Annotated in this window: 18 protein-coding genes and 1 riboswitch; of the genes, 10 read left to right on the forward strand and 8 right to left on the reverse strand. The window is 72.6% G+C overall.

Translation table 11 applies throughout. The annotated features are described in order from the left end of the window. Window positions 1–2 precede the first annotated feature (2 nt). From ACIBTU_RS16415 to ACIBTU_RS16425, 3 genes are all read left to right on the forward strand, one after another. On the forward strand, window positions 3–629 hold the full coding sequence (locus ACIBTU_RS16415; protein ID WP_399126830.1) for a TetR/AcrR family transcriptional regulator: 627 nt from the start codon (window positions 3–5) through the stop codon (window positions 627–629). Window positions 630–1,001: 372 nt separating this feature from the next. Further along, window positions 1,002–1,610, forward strand: a complete 609-nt coding sequence (locus ACIBTU_RS16420; protein ID WP_399126831.1) for a DUF4126 domain-containing protein — start codon at window positions 1,002–1,004, stop codon at window positions 1,608–1,610. A 43-nt stretch (window positions 1,611–1,653) separates the two neighbouring features. After that, complete coding sequence (locus tag ACIBTU_RS16425; RefSeq protein ID WP_399126833.1) at window positions 1,654–3,147, forward strand: phytoene desaturase family protein; 1,494 nt, start codon at window positions 1,654–1,656, stop codon at window positions 3,145–3,147. Between the two features lie 97 nt (window positions 3,148–3,244). On the opposite strand, the gene ACIBTU_RS16430 is transcribed toward ACIBTU_RS16425, so the two are convergent. The 6 genes from ACIBTU_RS16430 to ACIBTU_RS16455 form a co-directional block, all read right to left on the reverse strand. Continuing rightward, complete coding sequence (locus ACIBTU_RS16430) at window positions 3,245–4,165, reverse strand: hypothetical protein (protein WP_399126835.1); 921 nt, start codon at window positions 4,163–4,165, stop codon at window positions 3,245–3,247. 44 nt (window positions 4,166–4,209) lie between these two features. Further along, window positions 4,210–5,130, reverse strand: a complete 921-nt coding sequence (gene metF / locus ACIBTU_RS16435; protein ID WP_399126836.1) for a methylenetetrahydrofolate reductase [NAD(P)H] — start codon at window positions 5,128–5,130, stop codon at window positions 4,210–4,212. A 110-nt stretch (window positions 5,131–5,240) separates the two neighbouring features. After that, entirely contained in the window at window positions 5,241–5,888 is a 648-nt protein-coding gene (gene thiE, locus ACIBTU_RS16440; protein ID WP_399126838.1) for a thiamine phosphate synthase, read from the reverse strand. Between the two features lie 75 nt (window positions 5,889–5,963). Continuing rightward, window positions 5,964–6,329, reverse strand: a complete 366-nt coding sequence (locus ACIBTU_RS16445) for an Rv2175c family DNA-binding protein (protein WP_161304574.1) — start codon at window positions 6,327–6,329, stop codon at window positions 5,964–5,966. A gap of 69 nt (window positions 6,330–6,398) precedes the next feature. Continuing rightward, on the reverse strand, window positions 6,399–7,562 hold the full coding sequence (locus ACIBTU_RS16450; RefSeq protein WP_399127016.1) for an NAD(P)/FAD-dependent oxidoreductase: 1,164 nt from the start codon (window positions 7,560–7,562) through the stop codon (window positions 6,399–6,401). Window positions 7,563–7,771: 209 nt separating this feature from the next. Beyond that, a complete protein-coding gene (locus ACIBTU_RS16455) occupies window positions 7,772–8,128 on the reverse strand; it encodes a hypothetical protein (protein ID WP_399126841.1) in 357 nt (118 codons plus the stop codon). Between the two features lie 51 nt (window positions 8,129–8,179). After that, window positions 8,180–8,293, forward strand: a riboswitch (TPP riboswitch). On the opposite strand from ACIBTU_RS16455, the gene thiO reads away from it, so the two are divergent. From thiO to ACIBTU_RS16485, 6 genes are all read left to right on the forward strand, one after another. Then, window positions 8,291–9,478, forward strand: a complete 1,188-nt coding sequence (thiO, locus tag ACIBTU_RS16460) for a glycine oxidase ThiO (RefSeq protein WP_399126843.1) — start codon at window positions 8,291–8,293, stop codon at window positions 9,476–9,478. Its footprint overlaps the riboswitch before it by 3 nt. Continuing rightward, window positions 9,475–9,675 carry a sulfur carrier protein ThiS gene (thiS, locus tag ACIBTU_RS16465; RefSeq protein WP_399126844.1) on the forward strand — a complete coding sequence of 67 codons (201 nt, stop codon included), beginning with the start codon at window positions 9,475–9,477 and terminating at the stop codon, window positions 9,673–9,675. Before thiO ends, thiS begins: the two co-directional genes overlap by 4 nt. Before the next feature lie 5 nt (window positions 9,676–9,680). After that, on the forward strand, window positions 9,681–10,475 hold the full coding sequence (locus ACIBTU_RS16470) for a thiazole synthase (RefSeq protein WP_399126845.1): 795 nt from the start codon (window positions 9,681–9,683) through the stop codon (window positions 10,473–10,475). 83 nt (window positions 10,476–10,558) lie between these two features. Then, entirely contained in the window at window positions 10,559–12,502 is a 1,944-nt protein-coding gene (pknB, locus tag ACIBTU_RS16475) for a Stk1 family PASTA domain-containing Ser/Thr kinase (protein WP_399126846.1), read from the forward strand. Window positions 12,503–12,578: 76 nt separating this feature from the next. Beyond that, window positions 12,579–13,472 (forward strand): deoxyribonuclease IV, encoded by an 894-nt coding sequence (locus ACIBTU_RS16480; protein ID WP_399126847.1) that lies wholly within the window; start codon window positions 12,579–12,581, stop codon window positions 13,470–13,472. Window positions 13,473–13,557: 85 nt separating this feature from the next. Further along, entirely contained in the window at window positions 13,558–14,124 is a 567-nt protein-coding gene (locus tag ACIBTU_RS16485; RefSeq protein ID WP_399126848.1) for a DUF4396 domain-containing protein, read from the forward strand. Window positions 14,125–14,165: 41 nt separating this feature from the next. Here ACIBTU_RS16485 and ACIBTU_RS16490 read toward each other — a convergent pair whose 3' ends face one another. Continuing rightward, on the reverse strand, window positions 14,166–14,798 hold the full coding sequence (locus tag ACIBTU_RS16490) for a sulfite oxidase-like oxidoreductase (protein ID WP_399126850.1): 633 nt from the start codon (window positions 14,796–14,798) through the stop codon (window positions 14,166–14,168). A gap of 175 nt (window positions 14,799–14,973) precedes the next feature. On the opposite strand from ACIBTU_RS16490, the gene bfr reads away from it, so the two are divergent. Next, window positions 14,974–15,453, forward strand: coding sequence for a bacterioferritin (bfr, locus tag ACIBTU_RS16495; protein ID WP_399126851.1), 480 nt, complete (start codon window positions 14,974–14,976; stop codon window positions 15,451–15,453). 27 nt (window positions 15,454–15,480) lie between these two features. Here bfr and ACIBTU_RS16500 read toward each other — a convergent pair whose 3' ends face one another. Further along, the gene (locus ACIBTU_RS16500) at window positions 15,481–15,720 is read right to left on the reverse strand and encodes a bacterioferritin-associated ferredoxin (RefSeq protein ID WP_399126852.1); all 240 of its coding nucleotides are present in this window, start codon (window positions 15,718–15,720) and stop codon (window positions 15,481–15,483) included. Window positions 15,721–15,920 lie beyond the last annotated feature (200 nt).

Consider the following 15,920-nt stretch of genomic DNA (forward strand, 5'->3'; position numbering starts at 1 on the left):
GCATGGAAAGCAGCACACGGCGCCAGGCCACCCGGCAGAAGCTCTACGAGGCCGCTGTCACGCTCATCGCGGAGCAGGGCTTCTCCGCGACGACGGTCGACGAGATCGCGGAGCGCGCCGGCGTCGCGAAGGGCACGGTCTACTACAACTTCGCCAGCAAGTCGGTGCTCTTCGAGGAGCTGCTGCGGCACGGTGTCGGGCTGCTGACGGCCTCGCTGAGGGACGCGGCCCGCAGGACGGACGAGCGCGGCGGCAGCAAGGTGGACGCGCTGGACGCGATGATCCGGGCGGGTCTCGTCTTCATCGACCAGTACCCGGCGTTCACGCAGCTCTACGTGGCGGAGCTGTGGCGCACGAACCGCGCCTGGCAGTCCACGCTCGCCGTGGTCCGCCAGGAGGCGGTGGCCGTGGTGGAGGGCGTGCTGCGCGGCGCCGTGGAGGGCGGCGAGCTGAGCGACGAGATCGACGTGCCGCTCACGGCGGCCGCCCTGGTGGGCATGGTCCTGGTGGCGGCTCTGGACTGGCAGGCGTTCCAGCCGGAGCGTTCCCTCGACGACGTGCACGCCGCGCTGTCGCTGCTGCTGCAGGGCCGTGTGGGCGGCGGTCAGCCGCTGTCCGGGAAGTCCTGAGGCGCGCGGCCCGCGAGGACCCGGCCGGAACGTGAAGCGCCGGTCCGGCACGGCCTGTGGTCTTCCTCAGGCCTCACCGGACCGGCGCGTCCCCCGTTGTTCCCCCGTTGAACCCCGTGCGGTCTCCCCCGGGTCCCCCGTGCCTCGCTCCCACCCGTTCGGGTGAGAGGAGCGGCCAAGGACGCTGCCTCCGTTCCGCCGCCCCGTGTCGGCGGTGCGGGAGCCGCGTCCTTCTCCGTGGTCTCCACTCTCTCGTCATCGCAGGTCGGGCCCATCCGCGTACCTACTCATCTCCGCGTCTAGGTACGGATACTCAGACGCGCGTGATCGTCCCCAGGCACACCGAGTGCCCTACTGGTTACGCTCTCCCCCGTGTCCGTACTCCCCCTGGTCTTCACCAGCGGCTGGGCGAGTGGCATCAACGCGTACGCGGTGATCCTGCTGCTCGGTGTCTTCGGCGCGACCGGGCTGAGCGACGACGTGCCCGAGTCGCTGCAGCGGCCCGACGTCCTGATCGCGGCCGGGGTGCTCTTCCTGTGCGAGGCCGTCGCCGACAAGATCCCGTACGTGGACTCGGTGTGGGACACGGTGCACACCGTGATCCGGCCGGTGTCGGGCGCGGTCGTCGGGGCGCTGCTCGCCGGGCAGAGCGGTTCGCTGTCGGATCTCGCGGCGGGTGCGATCGGCGGGTCCACGGCGCTGGCCAGCCACACGGTGAAGGCCGGCACGCGCATGGCGGTGAACACCTCGCCGGAGCCGATGTCGAACTTCGTCCTGAGCACCGCCGAGGACCTCGGCGTCGGCGGGATCGTCACGTTCGCGATGTTCCATCCGGAGGCGGCGGCGATCATCGCGGCGGTGCTCCTGGTGCTCGGGCTGATCCTGCTGTTCCTGCTGGTGCGGCGCATCCGCCGGTTCCTGCGCCGGCGGGCGCAGCGGCGCGAGGAGCGGCGGCTGGCCCGCGCGGTGCCACCGCCCTGACCTCGCGGCGGCGTTGTCGGTGCCGGCGGATAAAGTCGCTGGCATGGCACGAATTGCGGTGATCGGCGCGGGCATGGGCGCCATGGCGGCCGCCGCTCGGCTGGCCGTCGCGGGCCACCGACCGGTGGTGTTCGAGCGCGCGGCGACGTACGGCGGCGCGCTGGGCCGGTTCGAGCGTGACGGGTTCGCGTTCGACACGGGCCCGGGCCTGCTCCTGCTGCCGGCCGTGTACCGGGACCTGTTCGTGAAGACCGGCAAGGAGCCGCTGGAGGACGCGGTCGGTCTGACGCAGATCGAGCCCGCCGTGCGGCACGTCTTCGCGGACGGCACGACGACGGACCTGCCGAACGCACGGCGGGCGGGCGTCGCGGAGGCGCTCGACGCGGCTGTGGGAGCGGGCGCGGGCGCCCGCTGGTCGGCGTTCATGAACCGGGCGCGGGAGGCCTGGGACCGCTCGCGGCGCCCCCTGCTCGAAGAGCCGCTGTGGCCGAACTGGGAGGTGCTGGCCGAGCGCGAGCCGTACCCGGCGGTGGTGCACAAGCGGCTGCTGCGCAAGGACCGCGCGGCGACGACGCTGGCGGAGATCGGCGCGCTCGAGCTGGCCGGCGAGCCGCGTCTGGTGGCGCTCCTGGAGCAGTACGCGCTGGCGTACGGCCTCGATCCGCGCACGGCTCCGGCGAGCGCGGCCGTGCTGCCGTACATGGAGCAGACCTTCGGCACCTGGGCCGTCACGGGCGGCATGCGGGCGCTCGCGGACGCGGTGCACGCGCGCTGTGAGCGTCGCAAGGTCGAGTTCCGCTTCGGCGCACAGGTGCGGCGGATCGTCGTGAAGGACGGGCGCGCGGCGGGTGTGGAGCTGGCCGACGGATCGGTGGAGGACGCCGAGTTCGTGGTGGCCGGGGTCGCGCCGGGTGTGCTGGAGCGGCTGCTGCCGGGCCGTGCGCCGCGCGGCGCGGTGCCCGCGCGGCCGGAGGCGGCGGCGCCGAGCCGGCTGACGGTGCATCTGGCGCTGCGCGGGGACCGCCCCGAGGACATCCCGCACCGCACGGTGGTGCACGGCACGGACCGGGCGGCGGAGGCGGCCTGGCTGTTCGACGGCGCGCCGCGCCCTGGGAGACCGACGATCGCGGTGCTGCGCACCGGGGACGCCGGGCAGGCCCCCGCGGGGCACGAGGCGGTCACGGTCACGGCGACGGTGCCGAACGGCGCGCGCGTGGGCGAGGATCTCGTGGCCTCGGTCGTCGCGGCGGCCGGGCGCGCGGTGCCCGGTCTCGGCGAGCGGCTGCTGTGGCAGGAGGCCCGCACCCCGCAGGACGTCGCGGAGACGACGGGCGCGGTGGGCGGCGCCGTGCCCGCGCCCGCGCTCGCGGCGGCGTCCGGGAGCCTGCTGCACGCGGCGAACGGGACGGAGGTGCCGGGCCTGTTCACGGTGGGCGGCTGGGCGCATCCCGGGGGCGGGCTGCCGCACGCGGGCATGTCGGGCGCGCTGGTGGCGGGACTGATCGTGGAGGGCCCTGGATTCCAGGGCTCCCAGTGAAACGCGACAGACCGGTGAACGCGACGGACCGGTGAACGCGACAGCCGCCGGGCAAGGGCCCGGCGGCTGCAACTGCTTCTGAAGCTGCGGATCCGGCTCAGTACCGGTACTGCTGCTCGTTGTACCCGGTGTCGTAGCCCGTGTTGTTCGGGTCGTGCTGTGGGTAGGCCGGGTACGGCTGCTCGGGCGGCAGCTCCCCGCCGTAGTTCTGCTGCTGCTCGTCACCGCTGCGCTGCTGCGGGACCCAGACGCCACCGGGCGGGGTGTCCGAGCCGTAGCCCGCGGCCGTCGCGTACGGGTCGCTGTACTGCTGCTGCCCGCCGCCGGTCGCGTACGGGTCGCCGTACTGGGGCTGCTCCGGGTAGGTCTGTCCGCCGATGTACGGGTCCGAGTAGGGCGCGGCGTAGGGCTGCTGCTGGGCGCCGGTGTCGTAGCCGTAGTTCTGCTGCTGGTCGTAGCCGAAGGCGTTGGCGTTGGCGTCGTAGCCGTAGCCCTGCGGGTCCTGGGCGGCCGGGCCGGCGGCGGCCCCGGCGTACGCGGAGTCGCTGTAGACGCCGTACTGGCCCGTGTCGTCGGGCATCGGCTCGGGGGCGTAGACCGCGGTGGACTCGGCCGGGGACTCGGGGGCGGCGGGGCCCCACGCGTCGTGCGTGTCCTGCCCGTACTCCAGGTCGGAGACCTCGAGGGTCGGCTCCTGGTGGACCGGCTCCTTCTTCCGGCGGCGCCTGGGCGCGCCCGCGCTCTCCTCCTCGTCGTCGGAGCCGCCGGCCTTGAGGGACCAGCCGGCCTCGAAGCCGCGGCGGAAGGACAGCGTGACGTACGTCTGGCCGATCGCGAAGGCGATGGCGCCGATCCCGATGACGATCACCGAGGGCATCAGGACGCCGAGGACCACACCGAGGAAGCCGACGAACGCGAGCAGGCGCCAGCGCAGCCGTGCCTTGTTCTGCAGCAGCACCTCACCGAGGAGCCACAGCGCCACCAGTCCGAACGCCGCATAGAGGACCGCCCAGCCCATGTACGCCCCTCTCGTACGGCCGAGGCCCCCGCGGGTACGGCCGATCAGGCCCGCTGGTCGTGCAGGCCCAGATTCTCGTAGATTTCCAACGTCGCAGTGGAGTTGTTGAGCGTAATGAAGTGCAGACCCGGCACGCCTTCGTCAAGCAGCTTCGCGCAGAACTCCGTCGCGAACTCGATGCCAATGGAGCGTACAGCGGCCGGATCGTCTTTGGCTGTGAGGATCCGCTCTTTCAGAGCCGGGGGGAAGTCCGCGTTGCTGAGCTTGGGCAGCCGCTCGAGCATGCGGACGCTGGTGACCGGCATGCACTCCGGGATGATCGGGGTGTCGCAGCCGGCGGCGGCGACCTTGTCCCGGAGTCTCAGGTACTCCTCGGGGTAGAAGAACATCTGGGTGATCGCGTAGTCGGCGCCCGCGCGGCACTTGTCGACGAAGTGCCGCACGTCGGAGTCCCAGTCCGCGGAGCGCGGGTGCATCGCCGGGAACGCGGCCACGCCGACGCAGAAGTCCCCCGACTCCTTGATCAGCTCGACCAGTTCGGCCGCGTACGTGAGGCCCTCGGGGTGGGCGATCCACTCCCCCATCGGGTCGCCCGGCGGGTCGCCGCGCACCGCCAGCATGTTCCGGATCCCGGCGTCGGCGTACTGCCCGATGATGTTGCGCAGCTCGGCGACCGAGTGCTCGACGGCGGTGATGTGGGCGACCGGCGTGAGCGTCGTGTCGGCGACGATCTGCTGGGTCTCCTTGACGGTGCCGGCCCGCGTGGAGCCGCCCGCCCCGTACGTGACGGACACGAAGTCGGGGGCGACGGCCTCGACGCGGCGCAGCGCGTTCCACAGGTTGCGCTCGCCCTTGGGGGTCTTCGGCGCGGAGAACTCGAACGAGTACGTCGCCTTGCCGGGCGTGAGCATGCCGCGCACGGTGCGGGCGCGATCAGTCCTGGTGGAAGCGGTGCCTAGGGCCATACGGGCAGGTTACTGACGCAGGACGACTGTCCCAAATCCCTGTCCAGCCTACGGACAGGTTCCGGACAGGGGCGCCTTTCCCGCTGGTCGACGGGTCGGTCGGCGACCGGTCAGAGGGACCGAAGGCGCTTGGCGAACTCGGCGGCCGCGGCGCCCGGATCGTCGGCCTCGGTGATGGCGCGCACGACGACGACCCGGCGGGCGCCCGCGTCGAGGACCTCGTCCAGGTTCGTCAGGTCGATGCCGCCGATGGCGAACCAGGGGCGGTCGGTGCCGAGTCCGGCGGTGTGGCGCACCAGGTCGAGGCCGGGTGCGTACCGGCCGGGCTTGGTGGGGGTCGGCCAGCAGGGGCCGGTGCAGAAGTAGTCGACGCCCTCCTCGACGGCGGCGGCGTCGGCCTCCGCGTCGGAGTGGGTGGAGCGGCCGATGAGCACGTCGTCGCCGATGATCGCGCGGGCGGCGGGCACGGGCAGGTCGCCCTGGCCCAGGTGCAGCACGTCGGAGGCGCTCGAGTGGGCGACGTCCGCCCGGTCATTCACCGCGAAGAGCTTGCCGTGGCGGCGGGCGGCCTCGGCGAACACCGCGAGGTGCTCCAGCTCCTCGCCGGCCTCCATGCCCTTGTCGCGCAGCTGCACGATGTCGACGCCGCCGGCCAGCACGGCGTCCAGGAACTCCGGCAGGTCGCCCTGACGCCTGCGGGCGTCGGTGCACAGGTAGAGCCGTGCGTCGGCGAGCAGGTCACGCTTCGGGTCGGCCATGGGAAATCCCCCGTCGATGGGCACCGGTGTGCGCGGCCCCTGCGGGGGACCGCGCACACCGCTCGGTTGTCAGGTTCAGACGGCGAGCGCCTGGGCGCGGCGCTTCACCTCCGTGCCGCGATTCTCGCTCAGGGCCTGCGCGGGCGTGCCCGGCAGGGTCGCGTCGGGGGTGAAGAGCCACTCCAGCATCTCTTCGTCGGAGAAGCCGTCGTCCCTCAGGAGCGTCAGGGTCCCGGTCAGGCCCTTGACGATCTTGTCGCCGTCGATGAAGGCGGCGGGCACGTGAAGCGCCCTGTTCTCACCGCGGCGTACGGCGATGAGCTGACCCTCCTTCACCCACTGCCGCACACGCGTCACCTCGACGCCCGCCTGTTCGGCGATGTCGGGGAGGGTGAGCCAGTCGGGGACGAGAGCATCGATCTTTGCGTCAATCTCGGTCACAGGACAAGCCTGCCATCCCGGACCGACAGTCGGAAGCCGGGCCCACCCGAGGCCCACCCGACCAGGCGTTCAGGCCGCGGCGGACTTCAGCGGACGGGCCGGGTCGGCGAGCAGCGCCGGGTCGAGCACGGTGCCCGCCTCGATGAGTTTGCGGCCCTGGGCGAGGTCGCGGGGCTTGCCCACGGCCAGGACGGCGACCAGGGCGCCCTCGCGCAGCCAGCACACCGACCAGGCGGCGCCGGCCGGGTCGCCGCGCCACACGGTGGTGTCGGCGGCGTCGTGGTGGCCCGCGTACTGGACGAAGCGGCCGAACTGCTCGGACCAGAAGTAGGGCACCGGGTCGTAGGCGGCCGGGGTGGTGCCGATGATGTTGGCCGCGACGGTGCGGGGGCCCTGCAGCGCGTTGTCCCAGTGGTGGACCATCAGGCGCTGTCCGTAACGGGCGGACGGGAACGAGGAACAGTCGCCGACCGCGTACACGTCGGGCACGGAGGTGCGCAGCCCCTCGTCGGCGACGACCTCGTGGTGCTCGCCCAGGGCGAGGCCGGAGCCGTCGAGCCAGGCGGTGGCGGGGCGGGCGCCGATGCCGACGACGACGGCCCCCGCGGGCAGCCGCGTCCCGTCGTCGAGGACCACGACCCCGGGCTCGACGCGTTCCACGCGCGCGTGGGTGCGCAGTTCTGCGCCGGCGTCCGCGTACCAGGCGGCCATCGGGGCGGCGACCTCCGCGGGCAGCGCACCGGCCAGCGGGCGCTCGGCGGCCTCCACGACGGTGACCCGGCAGCCCGCGTCGCGCGCGGCGGTGGCGAACTCGGCGCCGATCCAGCCGGCTCCGACGACGACCACGTCGTGCTGCTCGACGAGGACGGGCCGCAGCCGCTCGGCGTCGTCGAGGGTGCGCAGCAGGTGGACACCGGGGACACCGTCGGCGCCCGGGAGGCGGATCGGTTCGGCACCCGTCGCGACGACCAGGACGTCGTACGGGACGGGGCCCGTCACGGTGTCGAGCTCGTGGTCGGCGGGGCGCAGTCCGGTGACCTCGCGGCCCAGCTGGAGGGTGACGCCGAGGGCCTCGAAGTCGACGTCGAAGGCGGAGCCCTCGGCCTTGCCGAGCAGGACGGCCTTGGAGAGCGGCGGCCGGTCGTAGGGCTGGTGGGGTTCCGCGCCGATCAGCGTGACCGCCCCGGTGAAGCCCTGCTCGCGCAGCGCCACCGCCGTCTGCACGCCGGCCATGCCCGCGCCGACCACGACGACGTGCCGGTCGCCCGGGGGCGTCTCGTTCCCGCTCTCCTGATCGCTCACAAGGTCACCTTAGGCACCCGTGCGGGCGCGGGTCAGCGGCCCGGGCCACTCGCGTTCCGTGACGTCCTGCACACGTGTCACCGGTTTAGCGATCAAGCCCCGCGATCATCCCCGTGTCGACCCCCGCGATCACTCCGCGATCAGTCCCGCGCGGCAGGCGCGGCGATCTCCTCGACGACGCTCGTGCCGCTGCCCTCCTGCGACTCCCACTCCCAGGTCTCGTCGAGCCGGACCCGGCCATCGGGCCGCTCGGAGACGGTGGAGACGCAGTGCCCCGAGGACGTCGTCCCGTCGGTCTTCAGCTGGACGTAGCGGAAGTCGAGCCGGTCGCCCGCGCGGGTGCCCACGAGGTGGCCGCGCACGATGTCGCCGCCTTCGTAGGAGGCCCAGATCCGGCCCTCCTCCTCCCTGTAGGCGAAGCGGGTCCGGGTGCCCACCTGACCTGGGGCCTGGTCGGTCACGGGGGCGAGGAAGAGACCTTCGAGGGATCGGGCCACGGGCTGGGCTCCCTTACTTGGTGGCATACCGAACGGCTAGGGTGGCCAACGTAAAGCACTCGCGGGAGCCCGTACGCAGCGGGCTGAGAGGGAGGCTGGAGCGGCCTCCGACCGTACGAACCTGATCCGGGTCATGCCGGCGAAGGGAGGGGCTGGACGCCCATGTCGCGTACGCCATCTGTCAGCGGGTCCGCCACCGACGTCGTGGTCGTCGGTGGCGGCATCATCGGTCTGGTGACCGCGTGGAGGGCCGCGCAGCGCGGTCTGTCCGTCGCGGTCGTGGACCCCGAGCCGGGCGGCGGCGCCGCCCAGGTCGCGGCCGGGATGCTGGCCGCCGTCACCGAACTGCACTACGGCGAGGAGACGTTGCTCGCCCTGAACGTCGAGTCCGCGCGCCGCTATCCGGACTTCGCGGCCGAGCTGTCCGAGGCCACGGGCCACGATCTCGGCTACCGCGCGTGCGGCACGCTGGCCGTCGCGCTCGACGCCGACGACCGCTCGCACCTGCGGGAACTGCACGCGTTGCAGCTGCGCTCGGGCCTGGAGTCCGAGTGGCTGTCGGGCCGTGAGTGCCGCCGCCTGGAGCCGATGCTCGCGCCGGGCGTGCGCGGCGGCCTGCGGGTCGACGGCGACCACCAGATCGACCCGAGAAGGCTCGCGGGCGCCCTTGTGACGGCCTGCGAGCGCGCCGGCGTCACCCTGCACCGGACGTGGGCCGAACGGCTCTCCGTCGTACGGGACCGGGCGCGCGGCGTCGTCCTCGCCGACGGCGGCGAGCTCGCCGCGGAGCAGGTCGTACTGGCCGCCGGCAGCCACAGCGGGCGGCTCGCGGGCGTCCCCGAGGCCCTGCTGCCTCCGGTGCGCCCGGTCAAGGGCCAGGTGCTGCGCCTCAGCGTGCCGAAGGCGTACGCGCCGTTCCTGAGCCGCACGGTCCGCGCGGTCGTGCGCGGCGGCAACGTGTATTTGGTGCCGCGTGTCAACGGCGAGCTGGTCGTCGGCGCCACCACCGAGGAGCTCGGCTGGGACACCACGGTCACCGCCGGCGGTGTCTACGAGCTGCTGCGCGACGCGCACGAACTCGTCCCCGGCATCACCGAACTGCCGCTGACGGAGACGCGCGCGGGCCTGCGCCCCGGCTCTCCGGACAACGCGCCGATCCTCGGCCCGACGGCCCTGCCCGGCCTCCTCCTCGCCACCGGCCACTACCGCAACGGCGTGCTGCTGACCCCGGTCACCGGCGACGTCATGGCGCACGCCCTGGCCACCGGTGAACTCCCGGACGAGGCCCGCCCGTTCACCCCCCACCGCTTCAGCACCTCTTTCCCGGCCCTCTCGGAGCAGCCCGCATGAACGTGTCCGTGAACGGCGAGCCGCGCACCGTGGCCGCCGCGACCAAGCTCGACGAACTGGTGGCCACGCTGACCGCCGCCCCCTCCGGCGTCGCCGCCGCCCTCAACGAGACCGTCGTCCCGCGCACCCAGTGGGCCGCGACCGCGCTCTCCGAGGGCGACCGGGTCGAGGTCCTCACCGCGGTCCAGGGAGGCTGACCGACATGGCGGACGACGCACTGGTCCTCGGCGGCACGACGCTCTCCTCGCGTCTCATCATGGGCACGGGCGGCGCCCCGAGCCTCGACATCCTGGAGCGCTCCCTGGTCGCCTCCGGGACCGAACTGACCACGGTGGCGATGCGCCGCGTGGACGCCTCGGTGCACGGCTCGGTCCTCTCCGTCCTGGAGAAGCTCGGCATCCAGGTGCTGCCCAACACGGCGGGCTGTTTCACCGCGGGCGAGGCCGTCCTGACGGCCCGCCTCGCGCGCGAGGCGCTCGGCACGGACCTGGTCAAGCTCGAGGTGATCGCAGACGAGCGCACCCTGCTGCCCGACCCGATCGAGCTGCTCGACGCGGCCGAGACGCTGGTGGACGACGGTTTCACCGTGCTCCCGTACACGAACGACGACCCGGTGCTGGCGCGCAAGCTGGAGGACGTGGGATGCGCGGCCGTGATGCCGCTCGGTTCGCCGATCGGCTCCGGGCTCGGCATCCGCAACCCGCACAACTTCCAGCTGATCGTCGAGCACGCGCGCGTGCCGGTGATCCTGGACGCGGGCGCGGGCACGGCCTCCGACGTGGCACTCGCCATGGAGCTGGGCTGCGCCGGTGTGATGCTCGCCTCCGCGGTGACCCGCGCGCAGGAGCCGGTGCTGATGGCCGAGGGCATGCGGCACGCGGTGGAGGCGGGCCGCCTCGCCCGCCGCGCGGGCCGCATTCCCAGGCGCCACTTCGCCGAGGCGTCCTCGCCGACGGACGGGATGGCCCGCCTGGACCCGGAGCGCCCGGCCTTCTGAGCGGGTCGCACAGGGTCACAGGTCTGCTGCAGTACCTCCCGGGCGGGCGGGCCCTGTCGGTCACTCCTCGTACACTCGCCTGCGTGGACACGACCCTTCAGGACCCGCTGCTCGGGCAGGTGCTCGACGGCCGGTACCGCGTCGACGCACGGATCGCGGTCGGCGGGATGGCCACGGTCTACCGGGCCGTGGACACCCGCCTCGACCGCGTGCTCGCGCTCAAGGTGATGCACCCCTCGCTGGCGGCCGACGTCTCGTTCGTCGACCGGTTCATCCGCGAGGCCAAGTCCGTCGCCCGCCTCTCGCACCCGAACGTGGTGGGTGTGTACGACCAGGGCACCGACGGCGCGTACGTGTACCTGGCGATGGAGTACATCGCGGGGTGCACGCTGCGTGACGTGCTGCGCGAGCGCGGGGCGCTGCGTCCGCGGGCCGCGCTCGACATCCTGGAGCCGGTGCTCGCGGCGCTCGGGGCGGCGCACCGCGCGGGGTTCGTGCACCGCGACATGAAGCCGGAGAACGTCCTGATAGGGGACGACGGCCGGGTCAAGGTGGCGGACTTCGGCCTGGTCCGCGCGGTGGACACGGTGACGAACACGACGGGCGCGGTGCTCGGCACGGTCTCGTACCTGGCGCCGGAGCAGATCGAGGACGGCACGGCGACGCCGAGCGTGGACGTGTACGCGTGCGGTGTCGTGTTCTACGAGATGCTGACCGGCGGCAAGCCGCACTCGGGCGACACCCCGGCCCAGATCCTCTACAAGCACCTGAACGAGGACGTGCCGCCGCCCTCGGCCGCCGTCCCGGGCCTGCCGTACGCGCTGGACGAGCTGGTGGCGTGGGCCACGGCCCGCAACCCCGAGGTACGGCCGCCGGACGCCGTGGCACTGCTGTCGCAGACGCGGGAGGCGCGGGCGACGCTGTCCGACGCCGAGCTCGACGCGGTGCCGCCGCAGGCGCGCGAGACGGACCACACGGGCGCGGACGACCGTACGAGCGTGATCCCGCGCGCGGTGCGCACCGCCGGGGTGCAGATGTCGCTGCCGGCCGAGCCGGACCAGGACGCCCTGCACCGCACGAGCCGGCTGGAGACCCCGCCGCCCGCCGCTCCGCCCGCGCCCCGCGGCACGGGCGGCGGCCGGGCCCCGCGCCGCGGTCTGCTCGCGGTCGTCGCGGCGGTCCTGCTGGTGCTCGGCGTCGGCGCGGGCGTCTGGTACATCAACTCGGGCCAGTTCACGAAGGTCCCGGCGCTGCTCACCAAGACGGAGGCGCAGGCCGAGAAGCGGCTCGACGCGGCCGGTCTCCGGGCGGGCACGACCCGGTACGCGTACAGCGGCACGTACGAGCGCGGCACGGTCATGGCGACGGACCCGGGGTCCGGTGCGCAGATCCGGGACGACGGCACGGTGACGCTGACCGTGTCGAAGGGGCCGAAGACCGTGAAGGTGCCCGACCTGAAGGGGACCTCGCTCCCGACGGCGAAGAGCGACCTGAAGCACCGGGGTCTGTCGCCGGGCATGGTCACCGAGCAGTTCAGCGAGGAGATCCCGAAGGGCTCCGTGATCAGCACGGACCCGGCGGCGGGCCTCACGCGCGACTCCGGCACCGCGGTGGCCCTCGTCGTCTCCAAGGGCTCGCCCGTCGACGTCCCGGACGTCACGGGGCAGTCGGAGCAGGACGCGGTCGCCGCGCTGGAGGAGCTCGGGCTCAAGGCGAAGATCGAGCCGCAGCGGGTCGAGTCGGAGGTCGACAAGGGTTCCGTGGCCGCGCAGTCCCCGGAGCACGGGCGGCTGGCCGAGGGCGACACGGTGACCCTGACGATCTCCAAGGGCCCGCCCATGATCGAGGTCCCGGACGTCACGGGCCTGAAGGTCGACGAGGCGCACGACAAGCTGGAGGGCGCCGGCTTCCAGGTCGACGAGGACCGCGGCATCCTCGGTCTCTTCGGCGACACGGTGAAGAGCCAGTCGGTCGAGGGCGGGGACACGGCGCCCAAAGGCTCCGAGATCACGATCACCATCCGCTGACCGGCGCGTTCCGCGTCCGCTCCCGTCTCCCGGGAGCGGACGCGGACGGTCCGGGCGCGCATGACACCCTGGCCCGGTGAACAGCAGCATCCGCAATCCGATCGGCGGCCATGTGCCGGTGGCCGGGGGCCTCGCCTCCATAGGCCTGTCCTACGCCCGTGAGCTCGGCGCCGAGACCGTCCAGGTCTTCGTCGCCAATCCGCGCGGCTGGGCCACCCCGCCCGGGAACCCGAAGCAGGACGAGGCGTTCCGGGAGCGGTGCGCCGAGGACGGCGTCCCGGCGTACGTCCACGCGCCGTACCTGATCAACTTCGGCTCGCACACCGAGGCCACTGTCGACCGGTCCGTCGACTCGCTGCGGCACTCGCTGCGCCGGGCGCGGGCCATCGGCGCGCTCGGCGTGGTGGTGCACACCGGGTCCGCGACCGGCGGCCGGCCGCGCGAGACGGCCCTCGCCCAGGTGCGCGAGCGGATGCTGCCGCTGCTCGACGAGCTGACCCACGACGACGACCCGTTCCTGCTTCTGGAGTCGACCGCGGGCCAGGGCTCCTCGCTCTGCTCGCGGACCTGGGACTTCGGGCCGTACTTCGACGCCCTGGACCGGCATCCGAAGCTGGGCGTCTGCCTGGACACCTGCCACATCTTCGCCGCGGGCCACGACCTGACGGGCCCCGCGGGCATGCGGCAGACCCTCGACCTGCTGGTGGAGACGGTCGGCGAGGGCCGCCTCAAGCTGATCCACGCCAACGACTCCAAGGACGTCGTCGGCGCCCACAAGGACCGCCACGAGAACATCGGCTCGGGCCACATCGGCGCCGATCCCTTCCGGGCCCTGATGGCGCATCCGGCGACCGCGAACGTCCCGCTGATCATCGAGACACCGGGCGGCAAAGAGGGCCACGCGGCCGACGTGGCCCGCCTGAAGGAGCTCCGGAAGACTCCCTCCGGCGAAGATCACAAAACCTGTTGAGGCATACCCCGAGGGGGCATACGGTTCCTGTCGGCGACAGGACGGCACGGCCGACGGGAACCGCCACCGACTTCTGGGGGACGACATGGACCACGAGGCGCACACCGGCCACGACCACGAGCACGGCCACCACGGCTCTGCGCACGAACATGAGCACGAACACGGGCACGCTCACGAGCACGAGCACGAGCACGAGCACGAGCACGGGCATGGCAAGGCCGGCTGGGCGACGGCCGCGCAGGCGACGCTGCACTGCCTCACCGGCTGCGCGATCGGCGAGGTCCTCGGCATGGTGATCGGCACGGCGCTCGGCTGGGGCAATGTGCCGACGATGATCCTGGCGATCGTGCTGGCGTTCTTCTTCGGCTACTCCCTGACCCTGCGCGGCGTCCTCAAGGCCGGCCTGGACCTCAGGTCCGCGTTCCGGGTCGCCCTCGCCGCCGACACCCTGTCGATCGCGGTCATGGAGCTGATCGACAACGGCGTGATCGCGCTGTGGCCGAACGCGATGGACGCCCAGCTGTCGGACGCCCTGTTCTGGGTCGCCCTCGCGGCCTCGCTCGCGCTGGCCTTCGTGGTGACGACGCCGGTGAACCGGTGGATGATCGGCCGGGGCAAGGGCCACGCCGTGGTGCACCAGTACCACCACTGACGGCGCGCGCCGGACCAGCACACAGGACCGGCGGGACAGGGCTAGAGCTCGGGGCCTTCGCCGGGGACTTCCTGGTAGGAGTAGCGCTGCTCGCGCCACGGATCCCCCACGTTGTGGTACCCGCGCTCCTCCCAGAAGCCGCGCCGGTCCGCCGTCATGTACTCGATGCCGCGGACCCACTTCGGGCCCTTCCACGCGTAGAGGTGCGGGACGACGAGGCGCAGCGGGAACCCGTGCTCGGCGGTGAGCAGTTCGCCGTCCTTGTGCGTGGCGAAGATGGTGCGGTCGGCGGCGAAGTCGGCCAGCCGCAGATTCGAACTGAATCCGTACTCGGCCCAGACCATCACATGCGTGACACCGGGATCCGGCGGCGCGAGCTCCAGGATCGTGGAGGCGAGCACGCCGCCCCATTCGGCGCCGAGCATGCTGAACTTCGTGACGCAGTGCAGGTCGCCGACGACGGTCGTGTACGGGAGGGCCGAGAACTCCTCGTGGTTCCAGCAGCGCTTCTCACCGTCGACGGTGGTCCCGAAGACCCTGAACTCCCAGCGCTCGGGGCGGAACTTGGGCACCGGCCCGTAATGCGTGACGGGCCAGCCGCGCTGCAGCCGCTGCCCCGGCGGAAGCTCCGGTTGCACGGCTCCCCCAGACTCGCTACCCACCGGATGACCCATGCCTCCATCCTGACAGACCCCGGGCAGTGGCCATGACCATGCGGGCCCCGACCGGCCCGCAGTCGATCATCGATTCGGGCAACTCGTACTAAGCGTGCACTTACTGGACGCTTCTGGGCGGCGGTGCGAGGATGCGCGGACCTGTCCGGTCACCCTCTTGGAAGGAGCCTCTGCGATGCAGGGCGACCCCGAGGTCATCGAATTCCTCAACGAACAGCTGACGGCCGAGCTCACGGCCATCAACCAGTACTTCCTGCACGCCAAGATGCAGGAGAACTTCGGGTGGACGAAGCTCGCGAAGTTCACGCGGTCCGAGTCGATCGACGAGATGAAGCACGCGGAGGTGCTGACCGACCGGATCCTGTTCCTGGACGGGCTGCCCAACTACCAGCGGCTGTTCCACGTACGGGTCGGCCAGTCGGTGATCGAGATGTTCCAGGCCGACCGGCAGATCGAGGTCGAGGCCATCGACCGCCTCAAGCGGGGCATCGAGGTGATGCGCGCAAAGGGCGACATCACGTCCGCGAACATCTTCGAGTCGATCCTCGAGGACGAGGAGCACCACATCGACTATCTGGACACGCAGCTGGAGCTGGTGGACAAGCTGGGTGAGGCGCTGTACATCGCGCAGCTCATCGAGCAGCCGGAGAGCTGAACGGGGCAGCTGAACCGGTAAGCCGGTTCAGGCGGCTTCAGGGAGCCCGACGCCCGACGCGAGGGCCACGGCCGCCTCGCCCCGGTCGACGAGCTCGGGGCGGGGGCACGCGCCCCGGCCGAGCAGCGCCTGGATGCGGCGCACGCAGGAGCCGCAGTCGGTGCCGGCCTTGCAGGCCGACGCTATCTGGCGGGGGGTGCAGGCACCGTCCTCCGCGTGCTTCTTGACCTGCGCCTCGGTGACTCCGAAACAGTTGCAGACGTACACGCGGGTTCACCTCCCGGTCGGGACTCGTCGTGGTGCCGCCCCGATGACTCGGTGAGGCATACCTAACCTTACCCGGGCCGCCCGGAACGCAAAAGTGGGGGGGGGGGGGGGGGGGGGGGGGGGGGGGGGGGGGGGGGGGGGGGGGCGGGGGGGGGGGGTGGGGGCGGGCGGGGGGGGGCGCGCCCCGCCCCCCCCCCCCC

It is taken from the genome of Streptomyces sp. NPDC050145 (genome assembly GCF_044460245.1).
Taxonomy (GTDB): Bacteria; Actinomycetota; Actinomycetes; order Streptomycetales; family Streptomycetaceae; genus Streptomyces.